The sequence below is a fragment of the Magnetospirillum sp. ME-1 genome, assembly GCF_002105535.1.
GTDB lineage: Bacteria > Pseudomonadota > Alphaproteobacteria > Rhodospirillales > Magnetospirillaceae > Phaeospirillum.
Genome location: NZ_CP015848.1, coordinates 1,167,355 through 1,184,606 on the forward strand (window position 1 = coordinate 1,167,355; position 17,252 = coordinate 1,184,606).

14 protein-coding genes are annotated in these 17,252 nt (G+C 67.1%); 10 read left to right on the top strand and 4 right to left on the bottom strand.

The features are described 5' to 3' along the window. Positions 1-31 precede the first annotated feature (31 nt). Both ftsH and folP read left to right on the top strand, forming a co-directional pair. The gene (ftsH, locus tag WV31_RS05410) at positions 32-1,894 is read left to right on the top strand and encodes an ATP-dependent zinc metalloprotease FtsH (RefSeq protein ID WP_442915568.1); all 1,863 of its coding nucleotides are present in this window, start codon (positions 32-34) and stop codon (positions 1,892-1,894) included. After that, positions 1,887-3,038, top strand: coding sequence for a dihydropteroate synthase (folP, locus tag WV31_RS05415; RefSeq protein ID WP_237051505.1), 1,152 nt, complete (start codon positions 1,887-1,889; stop codon positions 3,036-3,038). Before ftsH ends, folP begins: the two co-directional genes overlap by 8 nt. On the opposite strand, the gene WV31_RS05420 is transcribed toward folP, so the two are convergent. Then, a complete protein-coding gene (locus WV31_RS05420; protein WP_085372609.1) occupies positions 3,035-4,099 on the bottom strand; it encodes a lipase family protein in 1,065 nt (354 codons plus the stop codon). The two genes, folP and WV31_RS05420, sit on opposite strands and share 4 nt — an antisense overlap. A gap of 334 nt (positions 4,100-4,433) precedes the next feature. Here WV31_RS05420 and glmM point away from each other — a divergent pair, with 334 nt between their 5' ends. Next, positions 4,434-5,789 carry a phosphoglucosamine mutase gene (glmM, locus tag WV31_RS05425; RefSeq protein WP_085372610.1) on the top strand — a complete coding sequence of 452 codons (1,356 nt, stop codon included), beginning with the start codon at positions 4,434-4,436 and terminating at the stop codon, positions 5,787-5,789. Between the two features lie 46 nt (positions 5,790-5,835). On the opposite strand, the gene WV31_RS05430 is transcribed toward glmM, so the two are convergent. Beyond that, complete coding sequence (locus WV31_RS05430; RefSeq protein WP_085372611.1) at positions 5,836-6,027, bottom strand: hypothetical protein; 192 nt, start codon at positions 6,025-6,027, stop codon at positions 5,836-5,838. A gap of 190 nt (positions 6,028-6,217) precedes the next feature. Here WV31_RS05430 and thiD point away from each other — a divergent pair, with 190 nt between their 5' ends. Further along, positions 6,218-7,018 (top strand): bifunctional hydroxymethylpyrimidine kinase/phosphomethylpyrimidine kinase, encoded by an 801-nt coding sequence (thiD, locus tag WV31_RS05435; protein WP_085372612.1) that lies wholly within the window; start codon positions 6,218-6,220, stop codon positions 7,016-7,018. Here thiD and WV31_RS05440 read toward each other — a convergent pair. Further along, positions 7,002-7,781 (bottom strand): YkgJ family cysteine cluster protein, encoded by a 780-nt coding sequence (locus WV31_RS05440; RefSeq protein ID WP_145980757.1) that lies wholly within the window; start codon positions 7,779-7,781, stop codon positions 7,002-7,004. The genes thiD and WV31_RS05440 overlap by 17 nt on opposite strands. 163 nt (positions 7,782-7,944) lie before the next feature. Between WV31_RS05440 and WV31_RS05450 the strand changes: the two genes are divergently transcribed. The 6 genes from WV31_RS05450 (at position 7,945) to WV31_RS05475 (ending at position 16,175) form a co-directional block, all read left to right on the top strand. Beyond that, positions 7,945-9,123, top strand: a complete 1,179-nt coding sequence (locus WV31_RS05450) for a phosphoserine transaminase (RefSeq protein ID WP_085372615.1) — start codon at positions 7,945-7,947, stop codon at positions 9,121-9,123. A 70-nt stretch (positions 9,124-9,193) separates the two neighbouring features. After that, positions 9,194-10,774, top strand: coding sequence for a phosphoglycerate dehydrogenase (gene serA / locus WV31_RS05455; RefSeq protein WP_085372616.1), 1,581 nt, complete (start codon positions 9,194-9,196; stop codon positions 10,772-10,774). 193 nt (positions 10,775-10,967) lie between these two features. Next, a complete protein-coding gene (locus WV31_RS05460; RefSeq protein ID WP_085372617.1) occupies positions 10,968-12,110 on the top strand; it encodes an ATP phosphoribosyltransferase regulatory subunit in 1,143 nt (380 codons plus the stop codon). Between the two features lie 10 nt (positions 12,111-12,120). Then, the gene (locus WV31_RS05465) at positions 12,121-13,410 is read left to right on the top strand and encodes an adenylosuccinate synthase (RefSeq protein ID WP_085372618.1); all 1,290 of its coding nucleotides are present in this window, start codon (positions 12,121-12,123) and stop codon (positions 13,408-13,410) included. Between the two features lie 108 nt (positions 13,411-13,518). After that, on the top strand, positions 13,519-15,609 hold the full coding sequence (locus tag WV31_RS05470) for a serine/threonine-protein kinase (RefSeq protein ID WP_085372619.1): 2,091 nt from the start codon (positions 13,519-13,521) through the stop codon (positions 15,607-15,609). A gap of 80 nt (positions 15,610-15,689) precedes the next feature. Further along, positions 15,690-16,175, top strand: a complete 486-nt coding sequence (locus WV31_RS05475) for an acyl-CoA synthetase (RefSeq protein WP_237051506.1) — start codon at positions 15,690-15,692, stop codon at positions 16,173-16,175. 74 nt (positions 16,176-16,249) lie between these two features. On the opposite strand, the gene rpoH is transcribed toward WV31_RS05475, so the two are convergent. Beyond that, complete coding sequence (gene rpoH / locus WV31_RS05480) at positions 16,250-17,140, bottom strand: RNA polymerase sigma factor RpoH (protein WP_085372621.1); 891 nt, start codon at positions 17,138-17,140, stop codon at positions 16,250-16,252. Positions 17,141-17,252 lie beyond the last annotated feature (112 nt).

The following is a 17,252-nucleotide window of genomic DNA, read 5'->3' on the forward strand; positions in this document are numbered from 1 at the left end:
GTTGTGGGTCATCATCGCCGTGCTGCTGGTGATGCTCTTCAATCTGTTCCAGGCGTCCTCGCCGCCGCGCGGTCCGGGCCAGACCTCCTATTCCGAATTCCTGTCCGACGTGGATCGCGGCGCCATCGCCGACGTGACCATCCAGGGCAGCGTGGTCAACGGCCACTTCACCGATGGCCGCCCCTTCACCACCTACATGCCCCAGGACGTCAACGTCGTCGACAAGCTGCGCGCCCACAACGTGCGCATCACGGCGGTGCCGCCGTCCGACGACGCGCCGACCCTATGGAGCGTGCTGGTGTCTTGGTTCCCCATGCTGCTCTTGATCGGCGTGTGGGTGTTCTTCATGCGCCAGATGCAGGGCGGCGGCGGCAAGGCCATGGGCTTCGGCAAGTCCCGCGCCCGCCTGCTGACGGAAAAGACCGGCCGCGTCACCTTCGAGGACGTCGCCGGCATCGACGAGGCCAAGTCCGAGCTGGAGGAAATCGTCGAGTTCCTGAAGGACCCGCAGAAGTTCCAGCGTCTGGGCGGCAAGATCCCCAAGGGTTGCCTGCTGGTCGGCCCGCCCGGCACGGGCAAGACCCTGCTGGCCCGCGCCATCGCCGGCGAGGCCAATGTCCCCTTCTTCACCATCTCGGGCTCCGACTTCGTCGAGATGTTCGTGGGCGTCGGCGCGTCGCGCGTCCGCGACATGTTCGAACAGGGCAAGAAGAACGCGCCCTGCATCATCTTCATCGACGAGATCGACGCGGTGGGCCGTCATCGCGGCGCCGGCCTCGGCGGCGGCAACGACGAGCGCGAGCAGACGCTCAATCAGTTGCTGGTGGAGATGGACGGCTTCGAATCCAACGAGGGCGTGATTCTCATCGCCGCCACCAACCGTCCCGACGTGCTGGACCCGGCGCTGCTGCGTCCCGGCCGCTTCGACCGTCAGGTGGTGGTGCCCAATCCCGACATCCTGGGCCGCGAGAAGATCCTCAAGGTCCATATGCGCAAGGTTCCCCTGGCCCCCGATGTGGACGCCAAGATCATCGCCCGCGGCACCCCCGGTTTCTCCGGCGCCGATCTGTCCAACCTGGTCAACGAGGCCGCCTTGCTGGCGGCGCGTGCCGGCAAGCGGGTGGTGACCATGGCCGAGTTCGAGGCGGCCAAGGACAAGGTGATGATGGGCGCCGAGCGCCGCTCCATGGTGATGAGCGACGACGAAAAGAAGCTCACCGCCTATCACGAGGCGGGCCATGCCCTGGTGATGATGCACGTGCCCGGCCACGAGCCGCTGCACAAGGTGACCATCATTCCACGCGGCCGTGCGCTGGGCGTCACCATGTCGCTGCCCGAACGCGACCGTTACTCCCTGTCCTTGAAGCAGATCAAGGCGATGATCGCCTCGTTCTTCGGCGGCCGCGTGGCGGAAGAGATGATCTTCGGCCTGGACGCGGTGACCACGGGTGCCTCCAACGACATCCAGCGCGCCACGGATCTCTCGCGCAAGCTGGTGACCGAGTACGGCTTCTCCGAGAAGCTGGGGCCGCTGCGCTACAACGACAACCAGGAGGAAATCTTCCTGGGCCATTCGGTGACCCAGCACAAGAATATCTCGGAAACCACCGCTTCGCTGATCGATTCGGAAGTGCGGCGCTTCGTCGAGGAGGGCGAGAACACCGCCCGCGACATCCTGGCCAAGTACCGCGCCGAGCTGGAGATCATCGCCAAGGGCCTGCTGGAATACGAAACCCTGTCGCGCGAAGACATCGACGCCCTGATCCGGGGCGATTCCATCAACCGCGACGGCAACGAGTGGCGCCCCAAGGACCCGCCGCGCCGCTCGTCGGTGCCTTCGTCCGGCCCGGGCTCGCGCCCCGGCTATGACCCGGAGCCGCAACCCGGTGCCTGAGGCCACGATTACTTCCGCCTTCACCCGAAGCCCCGCCCTGCCGCGGGGCTTCGATGTCTCCGGGGGCGGTCTTCACCTGCTGCCCACCGGTCTGGTCTGGGGCGAGCAGGCGGCGGCGGCCGTGATCTCGGGCAATGGCTGGCCCCTGGCCGATGGCTGGGCCGCCTTCACCGCGCTGGGCGTGATCACCCGCAAGACGGGGGGCGGGGCTGATCTTGCCGTCGCTTCCTTCGCCGAGGTGGTGGACTGGGCCGAGGGCGAGGACCCGGCGCTGGCCCGAATGGTGGCCGAGACCATTCACCGTATCGGCGCCAGGCGCCGGCCCTGGGGCGGGCTGGACCTGAACCGGCCCCGCATCATGGGCATCGTCAACGTGACCCCCGACAGCTTTTCCGATGGCGGCGAGGCGTTCGCGACCGATGCCGCCGTCACCCGCGGCCTCGCCTTGGCGGAAGCGGGGGCGGAGATCATCGATGTGGGCGGCGAATCCACCCGGCCCGGCGCCGACCCGGTCAGTCCGGACGAGGAGGCGCGGCGCGTGCTTCCCGTGGTGCGCACCCTGGCGGAAAAGGGGCTTTGCGTCTCCATCGACACCCGGCACGCGGCGATCATGGGGGCGGCGGTGGAAGCGGGGGCGCGCATCATCAACGACGTCACCGCCCTGCTGGGCGAGCCTGAGTCCCTGGCGGTGGCGGCCAGGAGCGGCGCCGACCTCTGCCTGATGCACATGCAGGGCGACGACCCCCGCACCATGCAGGCCGCCCCGGTCTACGCCTCGGCGCCCTTGGACGTCTTCGACCATCTGGCCGGGCGGGTGCGGGCATGCGAGGCGGCGGGCATTTCCCGCGACCGCATCTGCCTCGATCCCGGCATCGGCTTCGGCAAGACGCCGGAGCATTGCGCCCAGATTCTGGGAAGCCTCGCCTTGCTGCACGGGCTGGGCCTTCCGCTGCTGCTGGGCGTGTCGCGCAAGAGCTTCGTCGCGCGCCTGTCCAAGGGAGAGGCGGCTTTGGCCCGCCTGCCCGGCACGATGGCCGCCAATCTGGCTGGCCTCGATGCCGGCTATCAGGTGCTGCGGGTCCATGACGTGGCCGAGACCGTCCAGGCGCTCACCGTCTGGACGGCCATGCGTCAGGGGGCTTAGGCCTGGTTCCTGTCCTGGGCGATCTTGCGCAGCTTGGGCACGTAATGGGACATGCGGTGGTCGTCGGCGATCTTGGGCAATCCGATCCAGGCGCGCGGATTGGCCAGATTGTCCAGTACCATGCATTTGGCCCGGGTAAGCGCCGCGGCGGTGCCGGTCTTCAGCCTGGCCGAGCCGTCGTCGCCGGTGAGCAGGCGCAAGTCGCCCACATGCTGGTAGCCCACGAAACCGCTGTCCATGAACTTGGCCAAGGGTGCCGCCAGCCAGTTGAGCACCGGAATCTTGGTCAGTGCCGAGACGAGGTAGCGCAACGCGCCGCTGGCCGGGACCATGGGCACCGGGTCCGAGCGGTTGACCACCCGGTAGACTGGGGTCTTGAACGAATCGGCGAATTCCTCGTCGCCGACCCGGGGCGAGCCGAAGGTGTAGCAGGCGGAAATCTCCACGCCCTTCGCCTCCAGAAACCGGGTGGCGATTGTGGCCAGCGCTCCGCCCAGGGAATGGCCGCAGATGATCAGCTGCTCGCCCTTGCCGGCCTCCCGGGTGGCGGCCAGGGCTTTCTCGATGTCGCTCTCGACGCTCTCATAGGCGCTGACGAAGCCTTCGTGGGCACGCCCGAAAGGCGTCTGGCGGAACATGGCCCGCAGATCGGTGATGGCGTCCTGCTTATCCTCGGTGCCCCGGAACACCAGCACGCGGAATTCGCCCGGACGGTGGGCCAGGAAGGCCTGGGTGTCGGTGTCCGGGCAATTGAAGGGCTTCAGCAGCAGGATGCCGGCCTGGGCCAGGGTGGACACCACCTGCTCCTCGTCCTCGGCCTTGCTTTCGAAATTGAGGTAGACCAGTTGGGACAGCGTCGCCATCAGCCAGGCGCTGCGGTCGGAATAGGCCAGGCGCTTCAAGGGCGGGCAGAGCAGAGCCTGGCTGTCGGCATAGGGCGACGGCCCGCCGGAAACCTGCAGCCTGGGGCGGATCAGGTAATAGGTCCCGTCCCCGACCGGAAGCCGGACCGCACCGGTCTGATCGGCTTCCCGCATGGCTTTGGCAATGTCGATGGTCATCGCGGCCCCCCCTTCGCTGTGCCGCCCTGGCGAAACGGCGGCAACCAAAGGAAGTAGAGCATATTGCAGATTGTGAGTCGAAGGGGAATGAGATCACGGCAGGAATTTTACCGGTAGGTTGCTTTTTCCATAAAGCGCGCGAAGATGGCCAGAGGATGATGGAGATCAGCCTCGCGGTCTCGAACAATGGATGGAGAATGGGCGAGGGCGCTAACACCCGTATGTCGGCTTTGTGGCAAGACGGTATGAAAGTGTATCAAGCCTTTCCCCTTCCCCTGGCGGCCCCGGCCTGCTATCCAATTCCCCTTTTCGGGCAAAGGGAAACGGAACACCGATGACGCGCAAGCTGTTCGGCACCGACGGGATCAGGGGCACCGCCAACACCGACCCCATGACGGCCGAGATGGCCATGAAGCTGGGCATGGCCGCCGGCCGGCACTTCACCCGCGGCGACCATCGCCACGTGGTGGTGATCGGCAAGGACACCCGCCTGTCGGGCTATCTGCTGGAGCCGGCGCTGACGGCGGGCTTCATCTCGGTGGGCATGGACGTGGTGCTGCTGGGCCCGCTGCCCACCCCGGCGGTGGCCATGCTGACGCGGTCCATGCGCGCCGATCTGGGCGTGATGATCTCGGCGTCGCACAATCCCTATCAGGACAACGGCATCAAGCTGTTCGGCCCCGACGGCTTCAAGCTCTCCGACGAGGACGAGCTGACGATTGAATCCTCCATGTTCAACGGCCTGGACTCCTACCGGGTCAGTTCCGACCATCTGGGCCGCGCCAAGCGCCTGGACGACGCGGCCGGACGCTACATCGAATACGCCAAGTACACCTTTCCGCGCGGCCTGCGCCTGGACGGGCTGAAGATCGTGGTCGATTGCGCCAACGGCGCCGCCTACAAGGTGGCCCCCACCGTGCTGTGGGAACTGGGCGCCGAGGTGATCCCGGTGGCGGTCAATCCCGACGGTATGAACATCAACAAGAATTGCGGCTCGCTGCACACCGAAACCATGCGCGAGCAGGTGGTGGCCCACGGCGCCCATCTGGGCATCGCGCTGGACGGCGACGCCGACCGGGTGGTGCTGTGCGACGAACTGGGCCACATGATCGACGGCGACCAGCTGATGGCGCTGATCGGCGATCTCTGGCACCGTTCGGGGCAACTCAAGGGCGGCGGCATCGTCGCCACCGTGATGTCCAACCTCGGGCTGGAGCGCTTTTTAGGCGAGCGGGGCCTGAAGACCATCCGCACGGCGGTGGGCGACCGCTACGTGCTGGAGCACATGCGCCGCGAAGGCTTCAACGTGGGCGGCGAGCAGTCGGGCCACATCATCCTGTCCGACCACTCCACCACCGGCGACGGCCTAGTGGCGGGGCTGCAGGTGCTGGCGGCGCTGGTCCAGTCGGGCAAGCCGGCCAGCGAGATGCTGCGGCTGTTCACGCCACTGCCCCAGGTGCTGAAGAATGTGCGGGTGGCGAAGGGCTCGGTGGCCGAGGTGCTGGCCGCGACGGAGGTGGAGGCGGCCATCAGGGACGCCGAGGTCAAGCTGGCCGGCCAGGGCCGCCTGCTGATCCGCAAATCGGGGACCGAGCCGCTGATCCGGGTGATGGCCGAAGGCGAGGACAGGGCCCTGGTCGAGGCCTCGGTCGATGCCATCGTCGATACCATCCGCCGGGTGGCGGGCTGAGCCCATGAAAAAGGGGGCTTGCCGCCCCCTTGCCCTTTTCCGACCCCTAGGCCGCCGCCGTGGCGGCTTCGGGGGCGAAGCGCTCGACCACCCGGTTCATGGTCTTGGCGATGTCCGGGCACAGCCGGATCAGGCGCTCGGCCAGATCGCGGGCGCGATCGGTGTCCACCGGGTGACCGGCGGCCTCGGCCTCGAGAATTGCGGCAAGCTGATCGATCTCTTCCCATCTGTACTGCATGAGGTGCCTCGTGGGATGTGTTGCGATGCTTTCGTATAAGGGAATATACGCAGCCATATTGCGGTGCACAAGGGGGTGAACACCCGATTTTGCTGCTTGATACAAAATGTCACCCACATGCAGCATAGGGATGCCCGCATTAAAAATGTGTCAAAGGCATTAAATCTTTTGATTGCAAGGGAGTTGGGCCATGCCTGGAAGAGTCCTGATCATCGCCGGCTCGGATTCGGGCGGCGGCGCCGGCATCCAGGCCGACATCAAGGCGGTGACCTGCCTGGGCGGATACGCCGCCACCGCCATCACGGCGCTCACCGCCCAGAACACCCATGGGGTGAGCGGCATCCATGAGGTGCCGCCGGCTTTCGTGCGGGCGCAGATGGAGGCGGTCTTAGGCGATATCGGCGCCGATTGCGTCAAGACCGGCATGCTGGCCTCGGCCGCCATCGTCGAGGCGGTGGCCGAGGGGCTGGCGGCGCTGGCCCCCGAGGTGCCGCTGGTGCTTGATCCGGTGATGGTGGCCAAGGGCGGCGCCGCCTTGCTGGAGGGCAGCGCCGCCGGCGCCCTGATCTCGCTGCTGGTGCCCCGCGCCCGCCTGCTCACTCCCAACATTCCCGAGGCCGAGGTGCTGCTGGGCCGCGCCATCGGAGGTGTGGCCGACATGGAGCGCGCCGCGCTGGACCTGCTGGCGCTCGGGCCCCGGGCCGTGCTGCTCAAGGGCGGGCATCTGGACGGCGACGATCTGGTGGACGTGCTGGTCGATGGCGAGGGCGTGCGGCGCTATACGGGGCGGCGTATCCGGACCCGCTCGACCCACGGCACCGGCTGCACCCTGGCGTCGGGCATCGCCGCCGGGCTGGCCGGGGGCATGGATTTAAGCGACGCGGTGGAGCGCGCCAGGGCTTATCTGGTGAAAGCCATCGAGACGGCGCCGGGCTTCGGGAAGGGCCACGGGCCGCTCAATCACGGGCATACGGTCAGCGGCGCTTTCTGAGCTTGCCTTTCCCGGCCTTCGTCACCGGCGGGAACCAGTCGTGCAGGCGGACCTCGGCGGGAAACACCGTTTCGCCCCGCCACCAGGCGGATGCCGCGTCGGGCCGGTCGATCACCGCCTTCAGGGCCGGGACGAAATCCACGCCGGGGCAGTCGCGGCCCGCCATGTGCAGCGGGTGGGCCAGGCCGAACACCGCGCCGTCGAACACGTCCTTGGGCTGTTGCTGGAAGTCGGGGCTGGGGGCGGGGCCGAACAGCGGCGCGTCCAGCTTGGCGAAGGTGGACATGCACCAGCGCACGTCCACCTGATAGACGCCCCGGCACTTCATGGGCCGCACGTCGTAGATGGCGCAGGCGTTGTCGATCAGGAAGACGCAGGGGCGCCCGGAATTCCACGCCTTCAGCCGCTCGATCAGCGGGCCTCCGTCGGGGCGGGAGCGCAGGGACTGGGCCACATAAAACACCTCGGTCACCGTGGCGCCGACGCGCTGGTGGCAGCACCAGCCGCAACCCTTGGCGCAGCCGGCGGGCTTGGTGCCCAATGCGAAAGCCGGGGTGGCCCGCACCGACGCCCACAGACCCTCGGCATAGGCCTGGACCTCGCCCACCGCCGCGACGACGGCGTCCGGTCCTTTGGACATGGCGGTTCCGACCATCTGGCGCACCGCTTCGAACGCGGCGTCGCGGATGGGCGAGCTTCTGCCTCCCGATGCGGTCGAGGTCATGGCGCGGAGCGCGGCGGTGGCGTCGAAGGGGCTGGTCATCTTCGTCAGAGTATCAGGCAGGGTGAAGGCGCGCCATCGTCGGCAAGGAATATGCGCGAGGGATAAATGCTTCGTTGCGAATCCCCCGTCGCCCTCATACACTCCGCCCGGGCCACGGTCCCCCAACGGGCCGCGTCCCTTCTGCGAGGGAGGGTTATTTCTTATGAGCGACGTTTCCAAGCCGGCTGCCAAGCCCGCCAATCCCAATTTCTCTTCCGGCCCCTGCGCCAAGCGACCCGGTTGGACGGTCGACGCGCTGAAGGACACGCCCGTCGGCCGGTCGCACCGCGCCAAGATCGGCAAGACCAAGCTGGAAGAGCTGATCAACCGCACCCGTTCCGTGCTGGGCATTCCCGCCGATTACCGCATCGGCATCGTCCCGGCTTCCGATACCGGCGCCGTCGAGATGGCCATGTGGTCGCTGCTCGGCGCGCGCGGCATCGACGCGCTCGCCTGGGAAAGCTTCGGCGAGGGCTGGGTGACCGACATCACCAAGCAGCTGAAGATCGAGGACGTGCGCGTCTTCAAGGCGCCCTACGGCTCGCTGCCCAACCTCGCCGAGGTGGATTGCGACCGCGACGTGGTCTTCACCTGGAACGGCACCACCGGCGGCGTCCGCGTCCCCAACGGCGACTGGATCAAGGCCGACCGCAAGGGCCTGACCATCTGCGACGCCACCTCGGCCGTGTTCGCCATGGACATGCCCTGGGACAAGCTGGACGTGGTCACCTGGTCCTGGCAGAAGGTGCTGGGCGGCGAAGGCGCCCACGGCATGCTGGTGCTGTCTCCCCGCGCCGTCGAGCGTCTGGAGAGCTACAAGCCGGCGTGGCCGCTGCCCAAGATCTTCCGCATGACCAAGGGCGGCAAGCTGATCGAAGGCATCTTCAAGGGCGAGACCATCAACACGCCGTCGATGATCGCCGTGGAAGACCAGATCGACGCCCTGAAGTGGGCCGAGTCCATCGGCGGCCTCAAGGCCCTGATCGCCCGCTCGGAAGCCAACCTGAAGGCCGTGCAGTCCTGGCTGGACAAGTCCGACTGGGCCGCCAACCTGGCCGACTTGCCGACGGTTCGCTCCTGCACCTCCATCTGCATGATCGTCAAGGCGCCGTTCTTCGCCAAGCTTTCGCCTGACGACCAGGCGGCGGCGGCCAAGAAGATCGTCACCCTGCTCGACAAGGAAGGGGTGGCCTACGACATCGGCGCCTACCGCGACGCGCCCGCCGGCCTGCGGGTCTGGGGCGGCGCCACGGTGGAAACCGCCGACGTCGAAAAGCTCCTGCCCTGGCTGGACTGGGCCTTCGCCCAGGTCAAGGCCGAGTTCGAGCCCAAGGTCGCTTAAATCAAAACACCGTGAACCGGGCGCCGCTTTTCAAAAAGGCGGCGCCCGAACTCCATGTGAGGAAGTCCAGATGCCCAAGGTTCTCATCAGCGACAAGTTGAGCCCCGCCGCCGTTCAGATCTTCAAGGATCGCGGCATCGAAACCGACGTGAAGACCGGCCTCGCTCCCGACGAGCTGAAGGCCATCATCGGCCAGTACGACGGCCTCGCCATCCGGTCCAACACCAAGGTCACCGCCGAGATCCTGGCCGCCGCCACCAACCTCAAGGTTGTCGGCCGCGCCGGTATCGGCGTCGACAACGTGGACGTGCCCGCCGCCACCGGGCGCGGCATCGTGGTGATGAACACCCCCTTCGGCAACTCCATCACCACCGCCGAGCACGCCATCGCCATGATGTTCGCCCTGGCCCGCGAAATCCCCGAGGCCAATGCCAGCACCCACGCCGGCAAGTGGGAGAAGAACCGCTTCATGGGCGTGGAACTCACCGGCAAGGTGCTGGGCATCGTCGGCTGCGGCAATATCGGCGCCATCGTCGCCGACCGCGCCCAGGGGCTGCGCATGCGCGTCATCGCCTATGATCCCTTCCTCTCCGTCGAACGCGCCAAGGAGCTGAACGTCGAGAAGGTGGAGCTGGACGAGCTGTTCCCCCGCGCCGACTTCATCACGCTCCACACGCCCTTGACCGACGCCACCCGCAACATCATCGACGCCAAGGCCATGGCCAAGATGAAGAAGGGCGTGCGCATCATCAATTGCGCCCGTGGCGGCCTGGTGGTCGAGGAAGACCTGCTGGCGGCCCTCGAATCCGGCCAGGTGGCCGGCGCCGCGCTGGACGTGTTCAAGACCGAGCCGGCCAAGGAAAACGCCCTGTTCGGCAACCCGAAGGTGGTCTGCACCCCCCATCTGGGCGCCTCGACCTCGGAAGCCCAGGAGAACGTCGCCCTGCAGGTGGCCGAGCAGATGGCCGATTACCTGCTGACCGGCGCCGTCACCAACGCCCTCAACATCCCGTCGGTGTCGGCCGAGGATGCGCCCAAGCTGAAGCCGTACATGACGCTGGCCAACCAGATCGGCAGCTTCGCCGGCCAGCTGACCGAGACCGGCATCAAGGACGTCAAGATCGAGTATCTCGGCCATGTGGCCTCGCTCAACACCAAGCCGCTGACCGCCATGGTCCTCGAAGGCCTGCTGAAGCCCATGAACGAGGCGGTCAACATGGTCAACGCCCCCGTGGTGGCCAAGGAGCGCAACATCAAGGTCACCGAGACCAAGTCCGAGACCGAGGGTGACTACCACACCCTGGTGCGCCTGACCGTCACCACCGACAAGCGCGAGCGCTCGGTGGCCGGTACCCTGTTCGGCGGCGACAAGGCCCGCGTGGTGGAGATCAAGGGCATCTCCATCGAGGCCGAGCTGGGCGCCAACATGCTCTACGTCACCAACCAGGACAAGCCGGGCTTCATCGGCGCGCTGGGCACCCTCCTGGGCGCCAACGGCGTCAACATCGCCACCTTCCACCTCGGCCGCGCCGAGGCCGGTGGCGACGCCATCCTGCTGACCCAGGTGGACCAGCCGGTGTCGCCTGAGCTGCTGGAAAAGGTCCGGGCTCTGCCCCAGGTGGTGCAGGCCAAGTTCCTGACCTTCGCCTGATCGGGATTGGTATGCGAAGGGAGCGGCGGCCCGGCGGCCGCCGCTCCTTTTTCTTGTCCCCCGAGGAATCCTTGGAAGGGGCCGCAATTGTGTTTGCCCCTGGGGGCCAAACGCGATACATCGGCAGATGCCAGATAACCGGGCGGGTGTCCCTCGGACGCTCTCCCTTTTTTCCAGGTTGCGACACCAAGAGATGACCGAAACCGCCAATCGGGCCCTGCTGCCCGCCGGCCTGCGCGACATGCTGCCCCCCGACGCGGAGTTCGAAGCTTCCGTCGTCCACAGCCTGATGAGTATTTTCGCCCGTCATGGTTACGACCGGGTCAAGCCGCCGCTGATCGAGTTCGAGGAAAGCCTGCTGGACGGTGCCGGCGGCGGCACCTCGTCCCAGACCTTCCGGGTCATGGACCCCATGAGCCAGAAGATGATGGGGCTGCGCGCCGATATGACGCCGCAGGTGGCCCGCATCGCCGCCACCCGTCTGGGCTCCCAGCCCCGGCCGCTGCGCCTGTCCTATGCCGGCCAGGTGCTGCGCGTGAAGGGCAGCCAGCTGCGCCCCGAGCGCCAGTTCGGCCAGGTGGGGATCGAGCTGATCGGTTCGGACGCGGCATCCGCCGATGCCGAGGTGCTGGTGATGACCGCCGAGGCGCTGATCGATCTGGGCGTGGCGGGCGTCTCCGCCGATCTGGCCCTGCCCACCCTGGTGCCGGCGGTGTTCGCCGCCTACGGCATCACCGGCGAGGCCGCCGAGCGCCTGCGCGCCGCCCTGGACCACAAGGACAGCGCCATGGTGGCCACCTTAAGCGGAGGTGCCGCGCCGCTGCTGCAATCCCTGATCGCCGCCGCCGGCCCCGCCGCCCGCGCGCTGGCCGAGCTGGGCGCCCTGGACCTGCCGCCGGCCGCGGCGCTCGAGCGCGACCGTCTGGCCCAGGTGGTGCACCTGGTCGGCAATGACCTGCCGGGCCTGACGCTGACCGTGGATCCGGTGGAAAATCGCGGCTTCGAATACCATACCGGCCTGTCCTTCACCCTGTTCGCCCGCAATATCGGCGCCGAGCTGGGACGTGGCGGACGGTACAAGGGCGGGGGCGAGCCGGCTACCGGCGCCACCGTGTTCATGGATTCGGTTCTCGCCGCTTTGCCGGGGCCCAAGCTGCCCAGGCGGCTGTTCGTTCCGGCGGGGACGCCCCGGGCCTGGGCCCAGGCGTTCCGCGCCCAGGGCTGGGTGACGGTGTCGGGGCTGGACCCCGCCGCCGATCCGAAAGTGGAAGCAAGGCGTCAGGGCTGCGGGCATCGCCTCGGCCCCGACGGTATCGTTGACGTGGAATTAGGTTAGGGGACGAGTAATGGCGAACGTGGCTGTGGTCGGCGCCCAGTGGGGCGACGAGGGCAAGGGCAAGGTCGTCGATTGGCTTTCCGAGCGCGCCGACGTGGTGGTGCGCTTCCAGGGCGGCCACAACGCCGGCCATACCCTGGTCATCAACGGCGTGACCTACAAGCTGTCGCTGCTGCCGTCCGGCGTGGTGCGCGGCAAGCTGTCCATCATCGGCAACGGCGTGGTGATCGATCCCTGGGCCCTGCTGGCCGAGATCGAGCGCATCCGCGCCCAGGGCATCGACATCACCCCCGACGTGCTGAAGATCGCCGAGAACGCCTGCCTGATCCTGCCGCTGCACGCCCTCCTGGACAAGGCGCGGGAAGAGGCCAGCGGCTCGGCCAAGATCGGCACCACCGGCCGCGGCATCGGCCCGGCTTACGAGGATCGGGTGGGCCGTCGCGCCATCCGCGTCTGCGACCTGGCCGACGAGGCGGTGCTGAAGACCAAGATCGCCACCTTGCTGCGCCATCACAACGCCCTGCTGCGCGGCCTGGGCGCCGCCGAGGTGGATGGCGCCGAGCTGCTGGCCAAGCTGCTGGACGTGGCGCCCAAGATACTGCCCTTCGCCGATGTGGTCTGGCAGCACCTGGACGAGGTCCGCCACACCAGGAAGCGCGTGCTGTTCGAGGGCGCCCAGGGCGCCATGCTCGACGTCGACCACGGCACCTACCCTTACGTCACCTCCTCCAACACCGTGTCGGGCAACGCCGGCACCGGCTCGGGCGTCGGTCCGGGCCAGGTGGGCTATGTGCTGGGCATCTGCAAGGCCTACACCACCCGCGTGGGCGAAGGCCCGTTCCCCACCGAGCTGTTCGACGAGATCGGCAAGAGCATCGGCGAGCGCGGCCATGAATTCGGCACCGTCACCGGGCGGCCGCGCCGCTGCGGCTGGTTCGACGCCGTCATGGTGCGCCAGGCGGTCAAGGTGGGCGGCATCACCGGCATCGCTCTCACCAAGCTGGACGTGCTGGACGGCTTCACCGAGCTCAAGATCTGCACCGGCTACAAGCTGGACGGCAAGGTGATCAACCATTTCCCCGCCTCCATGACCGGCCAGGCCAATGTCGAGCCCATCTACGAGGTCATCGAAGGCTGGACGCAGAGCACCAGGGGCGTGCGCTCGTGGAAGGACCTGCCGGCCACCGCCATCAAGTACATCCGCCGCATCGAGGAACTGATCGAGGCCCCCGTGGCCCTGCTGTCCACCAGCCCCGAGCGCGAGGACAGCATCCTGGTCCACGATCCTTTCGCGACCTGAGCCGGCGCTGCGAAATTCCTGAGCGATCTGATTGTAGGACGGCCTTTCCGCCTTTAGACTGAGAAGCAGTCCGGCCCCGTCACCGGGGCCGGCCCATGGAAGGGGCAGATGTCGGAAATCGACGAGGCCGAGATCGAGACAGAGATCGATCCGGCCGAGGACGAGGATGGCGATGACGTCAAGGTGGAGGTGGTCAAGCAGACCGGTCCACCCGGGGTTCTGCGCGACCGCTTCACTATCCGTTCCAACCAGCCCTTGCCCGAATTGTCGACGCCCTCGGCCGATGCCTTCGTCGCCGAGGACAAGCGCGATCCCAGCCGTGCCCTGTTCGGCCTGATCTGCAAGCCAGAGCTGCCGCCCCGCGTCAACGTGATGCGGGCCCTGAAGGGGGTGTCCTCGCCCGGCCTGATGCAGTTGGTGGAGTGGGGGCCCATGAGCTGGCCGCCCGCCGGCCGCCAGTGCATGACCGTGGTCTATGAACGTCCGGCCGGGAACCGGGTGATGACGTCGCTGCGCGGCGAGATTCCGCGTATCGACGAGTACCAGATCACCAAGCGGGTGGTGGAGCCGCTGACCGCGGCGCTGAAGGAAATGGACGGGCGTGGCGTTCCCCATCGCTCCATCCGGCCCACCAACATGTTCTGGGGCGACGGCAACGGCGAACGGATCGCCTTCGGCGATTGCGTCTGCGCGCCCCCGGCCTTCGACCAGCCGGTGCTGTTCGAGACGGTGGAATCGGGCATGTGCACCCCCATCGCGCGGGGCAGCGGCGACCACACCGAGGACTTCTATGCGATGGGGGTCACCATCGCCTTCCTGATCCTGGGGCGCAATCCGGCGGCGGGGCTCAGCGACGACGCCATCCTGGCGGCCAAGATCCAGCAGGGCAGCTACAATCTGCTGATCGGCGACGAGCGGCTGTCGCTGCCCATCATCGAACTGCTGAAGGGCCTCTTGTGCGACGACGGCTCGCAGCGCTGGGACATCGAGGATTTGGATCTCTGGCTGTCGGGGCGCCGCATGTCGCCGCTGCAGCCCAGGGGCGAGAAGCGGGCGGCGCGCGGCTTTCCCTTCATGGGCAAGGAGTACTTCAACGGCCGCGAACTGTCCCAGGCCATGGCCAAGAACTGGGACCAGGCCATCCCGCCGGTGGTCGAGGGCAAGCTGGAACTGTGGCTGCGCCGCGCCGTCGAGGACAAGGACAAGGCCAACGTGGTGGCGGAAGTGGTGCGCATGGCGCTCAACTCGTCCACCGACAAGAAAAGCTCCACCGATCTGATGCTGTGCAAGATCCTGATCCTGTTGGATCAGGCCGCGCCCATCCGCTACAAGGGCTTCAACGCCATGCCCGATGGCTTCGGCTCGGCCCTGGCGGCGGTGATGGCGTCGCGCGGCGATACCAGGCTGCTGACCGAGATCATCCTGCGCGAGGTGCCGCGCCTGTGGTTCGAGATGCGCGGCGAGTACCAGCCCGACAACTCGCTGATGGAATCCAACTTCAAGGAATTGCGCTCGTACCTGACCCAGACCGGCATGGGGTACGGGCTGGAGCGCTGCCTGTACGAGCTGAACGACGCGCTGCCCTGCCAGAGCCTGCTGCTGGGCGAGGAATACGTGGTCGAGGTCAAGGAATTGCTGCCGGCCCTCAACGTGGCGGCGGCCAAACGCACCGACGGCAAGCAGATCCCCGTGGACCGCCACATCGCCGCCTTCCTCGGCGCCCGCATGCGCTCGGACATCGACCGCAACCTCACGGCGCTCAACGATTCCAATTCCAGCGTGGCCATGATGGGGGCGCTGAACCTGTTCGCCGTGCTGCAATACCGTCTGGGCCCCGAATCCCTGCCCGGCCTGGCCGCCTGGGTGGGCGTGATGATCGCCCCCATCGTCCAGGGCTTCCACGGCCGCGAGAAGCGCAAGGAACTGGAAAAGGAAATCCCCAGGCTGGTGCGCAAGGGCTCGGTGGTGGAGATCTACAACCTGCTGGAAAACGTCGACGAGCGGGTGCGCGACGAGCAGGAATTCACCTTCGCCCAGGCCCAGTACGCCGCCGCCGAGGAGGAGATCAAGCACATCTTGATGGAAACCGAGGAGCGCGCCGCCGAGGCCGACAAGATCGGACGCCAGACGGCGGCGGTCACCGGCATCATCGTGGCCATGATCACCGCGTCCATCGTGGTGATCTCAGCGGTTTTTTAGGGCGCTCCGCCTGACCTCGAATGCCCGCGGCATTGCCATCGGCGGGCCGTGGTGCCATGCTTCGGCCCATGGCAAAGAAAATGTCAGCAGTGGAACAGGCGCGTGCGGCGGCGGCGGCGAAGAAAGCCGGTGCCGGCGGCGGCGGAATCAACAAGGGCGTGGTCCTGATGGTCCTGGCCGCCCTGGTGCCGTTCTCGCTGCCCACCGTGGCCCTGGTGGGCTTCGGCATGCTGCCGACGCTGGCGTCGTGGGCCACCGAGAAGGGGCCCAACAAGTACGCCTTCCTGTGCGTCGGCGGCCTGAACTTCGCCGGCGTTTTCCCCTACCTCTTCACTCTGTGGTTCGGCGTCCATACCCTGGACGAGGCGCTGCGCATGCTGACCGATCCGGTCATGCTGATGACCGCCTATGGCTGTTCCGCCATCGGCTGGGGCATCTACGCCGCCATGCCGCCCATGGTGGCCAGCTATCTGGCCGCCACCGGCCAGCGCCGGGTTAACAACCTCAAGGCGGCCCAGAAGAAGCTGATCGAGGATTGGGGCGACGAGGTTGCCAAGAAGGGGTGAGGCATTCCGAAAGGTCCGGCATGAAAAAACCCCCGACCACCGGCCGGGGGTTTTTTCATGGTTTCTGACCGGTCTTACGCCCGGTTCTGGGATTCCGCCTGGGCCGAGGCGGACTTGACCGACTTCTGCAGCTTCTCGAAGGCGCGCACCTCGATCTGGCGCACCCTTTCCCGCGAGATGCCGTAGCGCTGGGACAGGTCCTCCAGGGTGGCCGGCTCCTCGGTCAGGCGACGCTGGACCAGGATGGCCCGTTCGCGGTCGTTGAGCGCGGCCAGGGCGCTGGTCAGCATCTGCCGGCGCTGGCCCAGTTCCTCGCGCTCGCCCAGTTCGGTCTCCTGGTCCTCGTGGTCGTCCACCAGCCAGTCCTGCCATTCGCCCTCGCCCTCGGCGCGCACCGGCGCGTTCAGGGAGTGGTCGGGGCTGGACAGCCGCCGGTTCATGGTGACGACCTCGTCCTCGGTGACGTCCAGCTTGGTGGCGATCATGGCCACGTTCTCGGCGGACATGTCGCCTTCCTCGATGGCCTGCATCTGGCCCTTGAGCTTGCGCAGGTTGAAGAACAGCTTCTTCTGGGCGGCGGTGGTGCCCATCTTCACCAGCGACCAGGAATGCAGGATGTATTCCTGGATGGCGGCGCGGATCCACCACATGGCGTAGGTGGCCAGCCGGAAGCCCCGTTCGGGGTCGAAGCGGCGCACCGCCTGCATCATGCCGACATTGCCTTCGCTGATCAGCTCGCCCAGCGGCAGGCCATAGCCGCGATAGCCCATGGCGATCTTGGCCACCAGGCGCAGATGGCTGGTCACCAGCCGGTTGGCCGCCGGCAGGTCGCCGTGCTCACGGAAGCGCTTGGCCAGGAGGTATTCCTCCTCGGGCGGCAGCATGGGGAACTTGCGGATGTCCTGAAGGTACCGGGTCAGGTTGCCTTCCGGCGCGAGCGACAGACTGGAAGCGATTGCCGTCATCGTCTCATCTCCTCTTACCGTGCGGAGGGTTTTCCCTCGTTTGCGGACCGGCCCATCAGAAAGCCGTCCGTCGTCACCGGTTGATGAGACGATAATGTCATAGCTCTGAGCT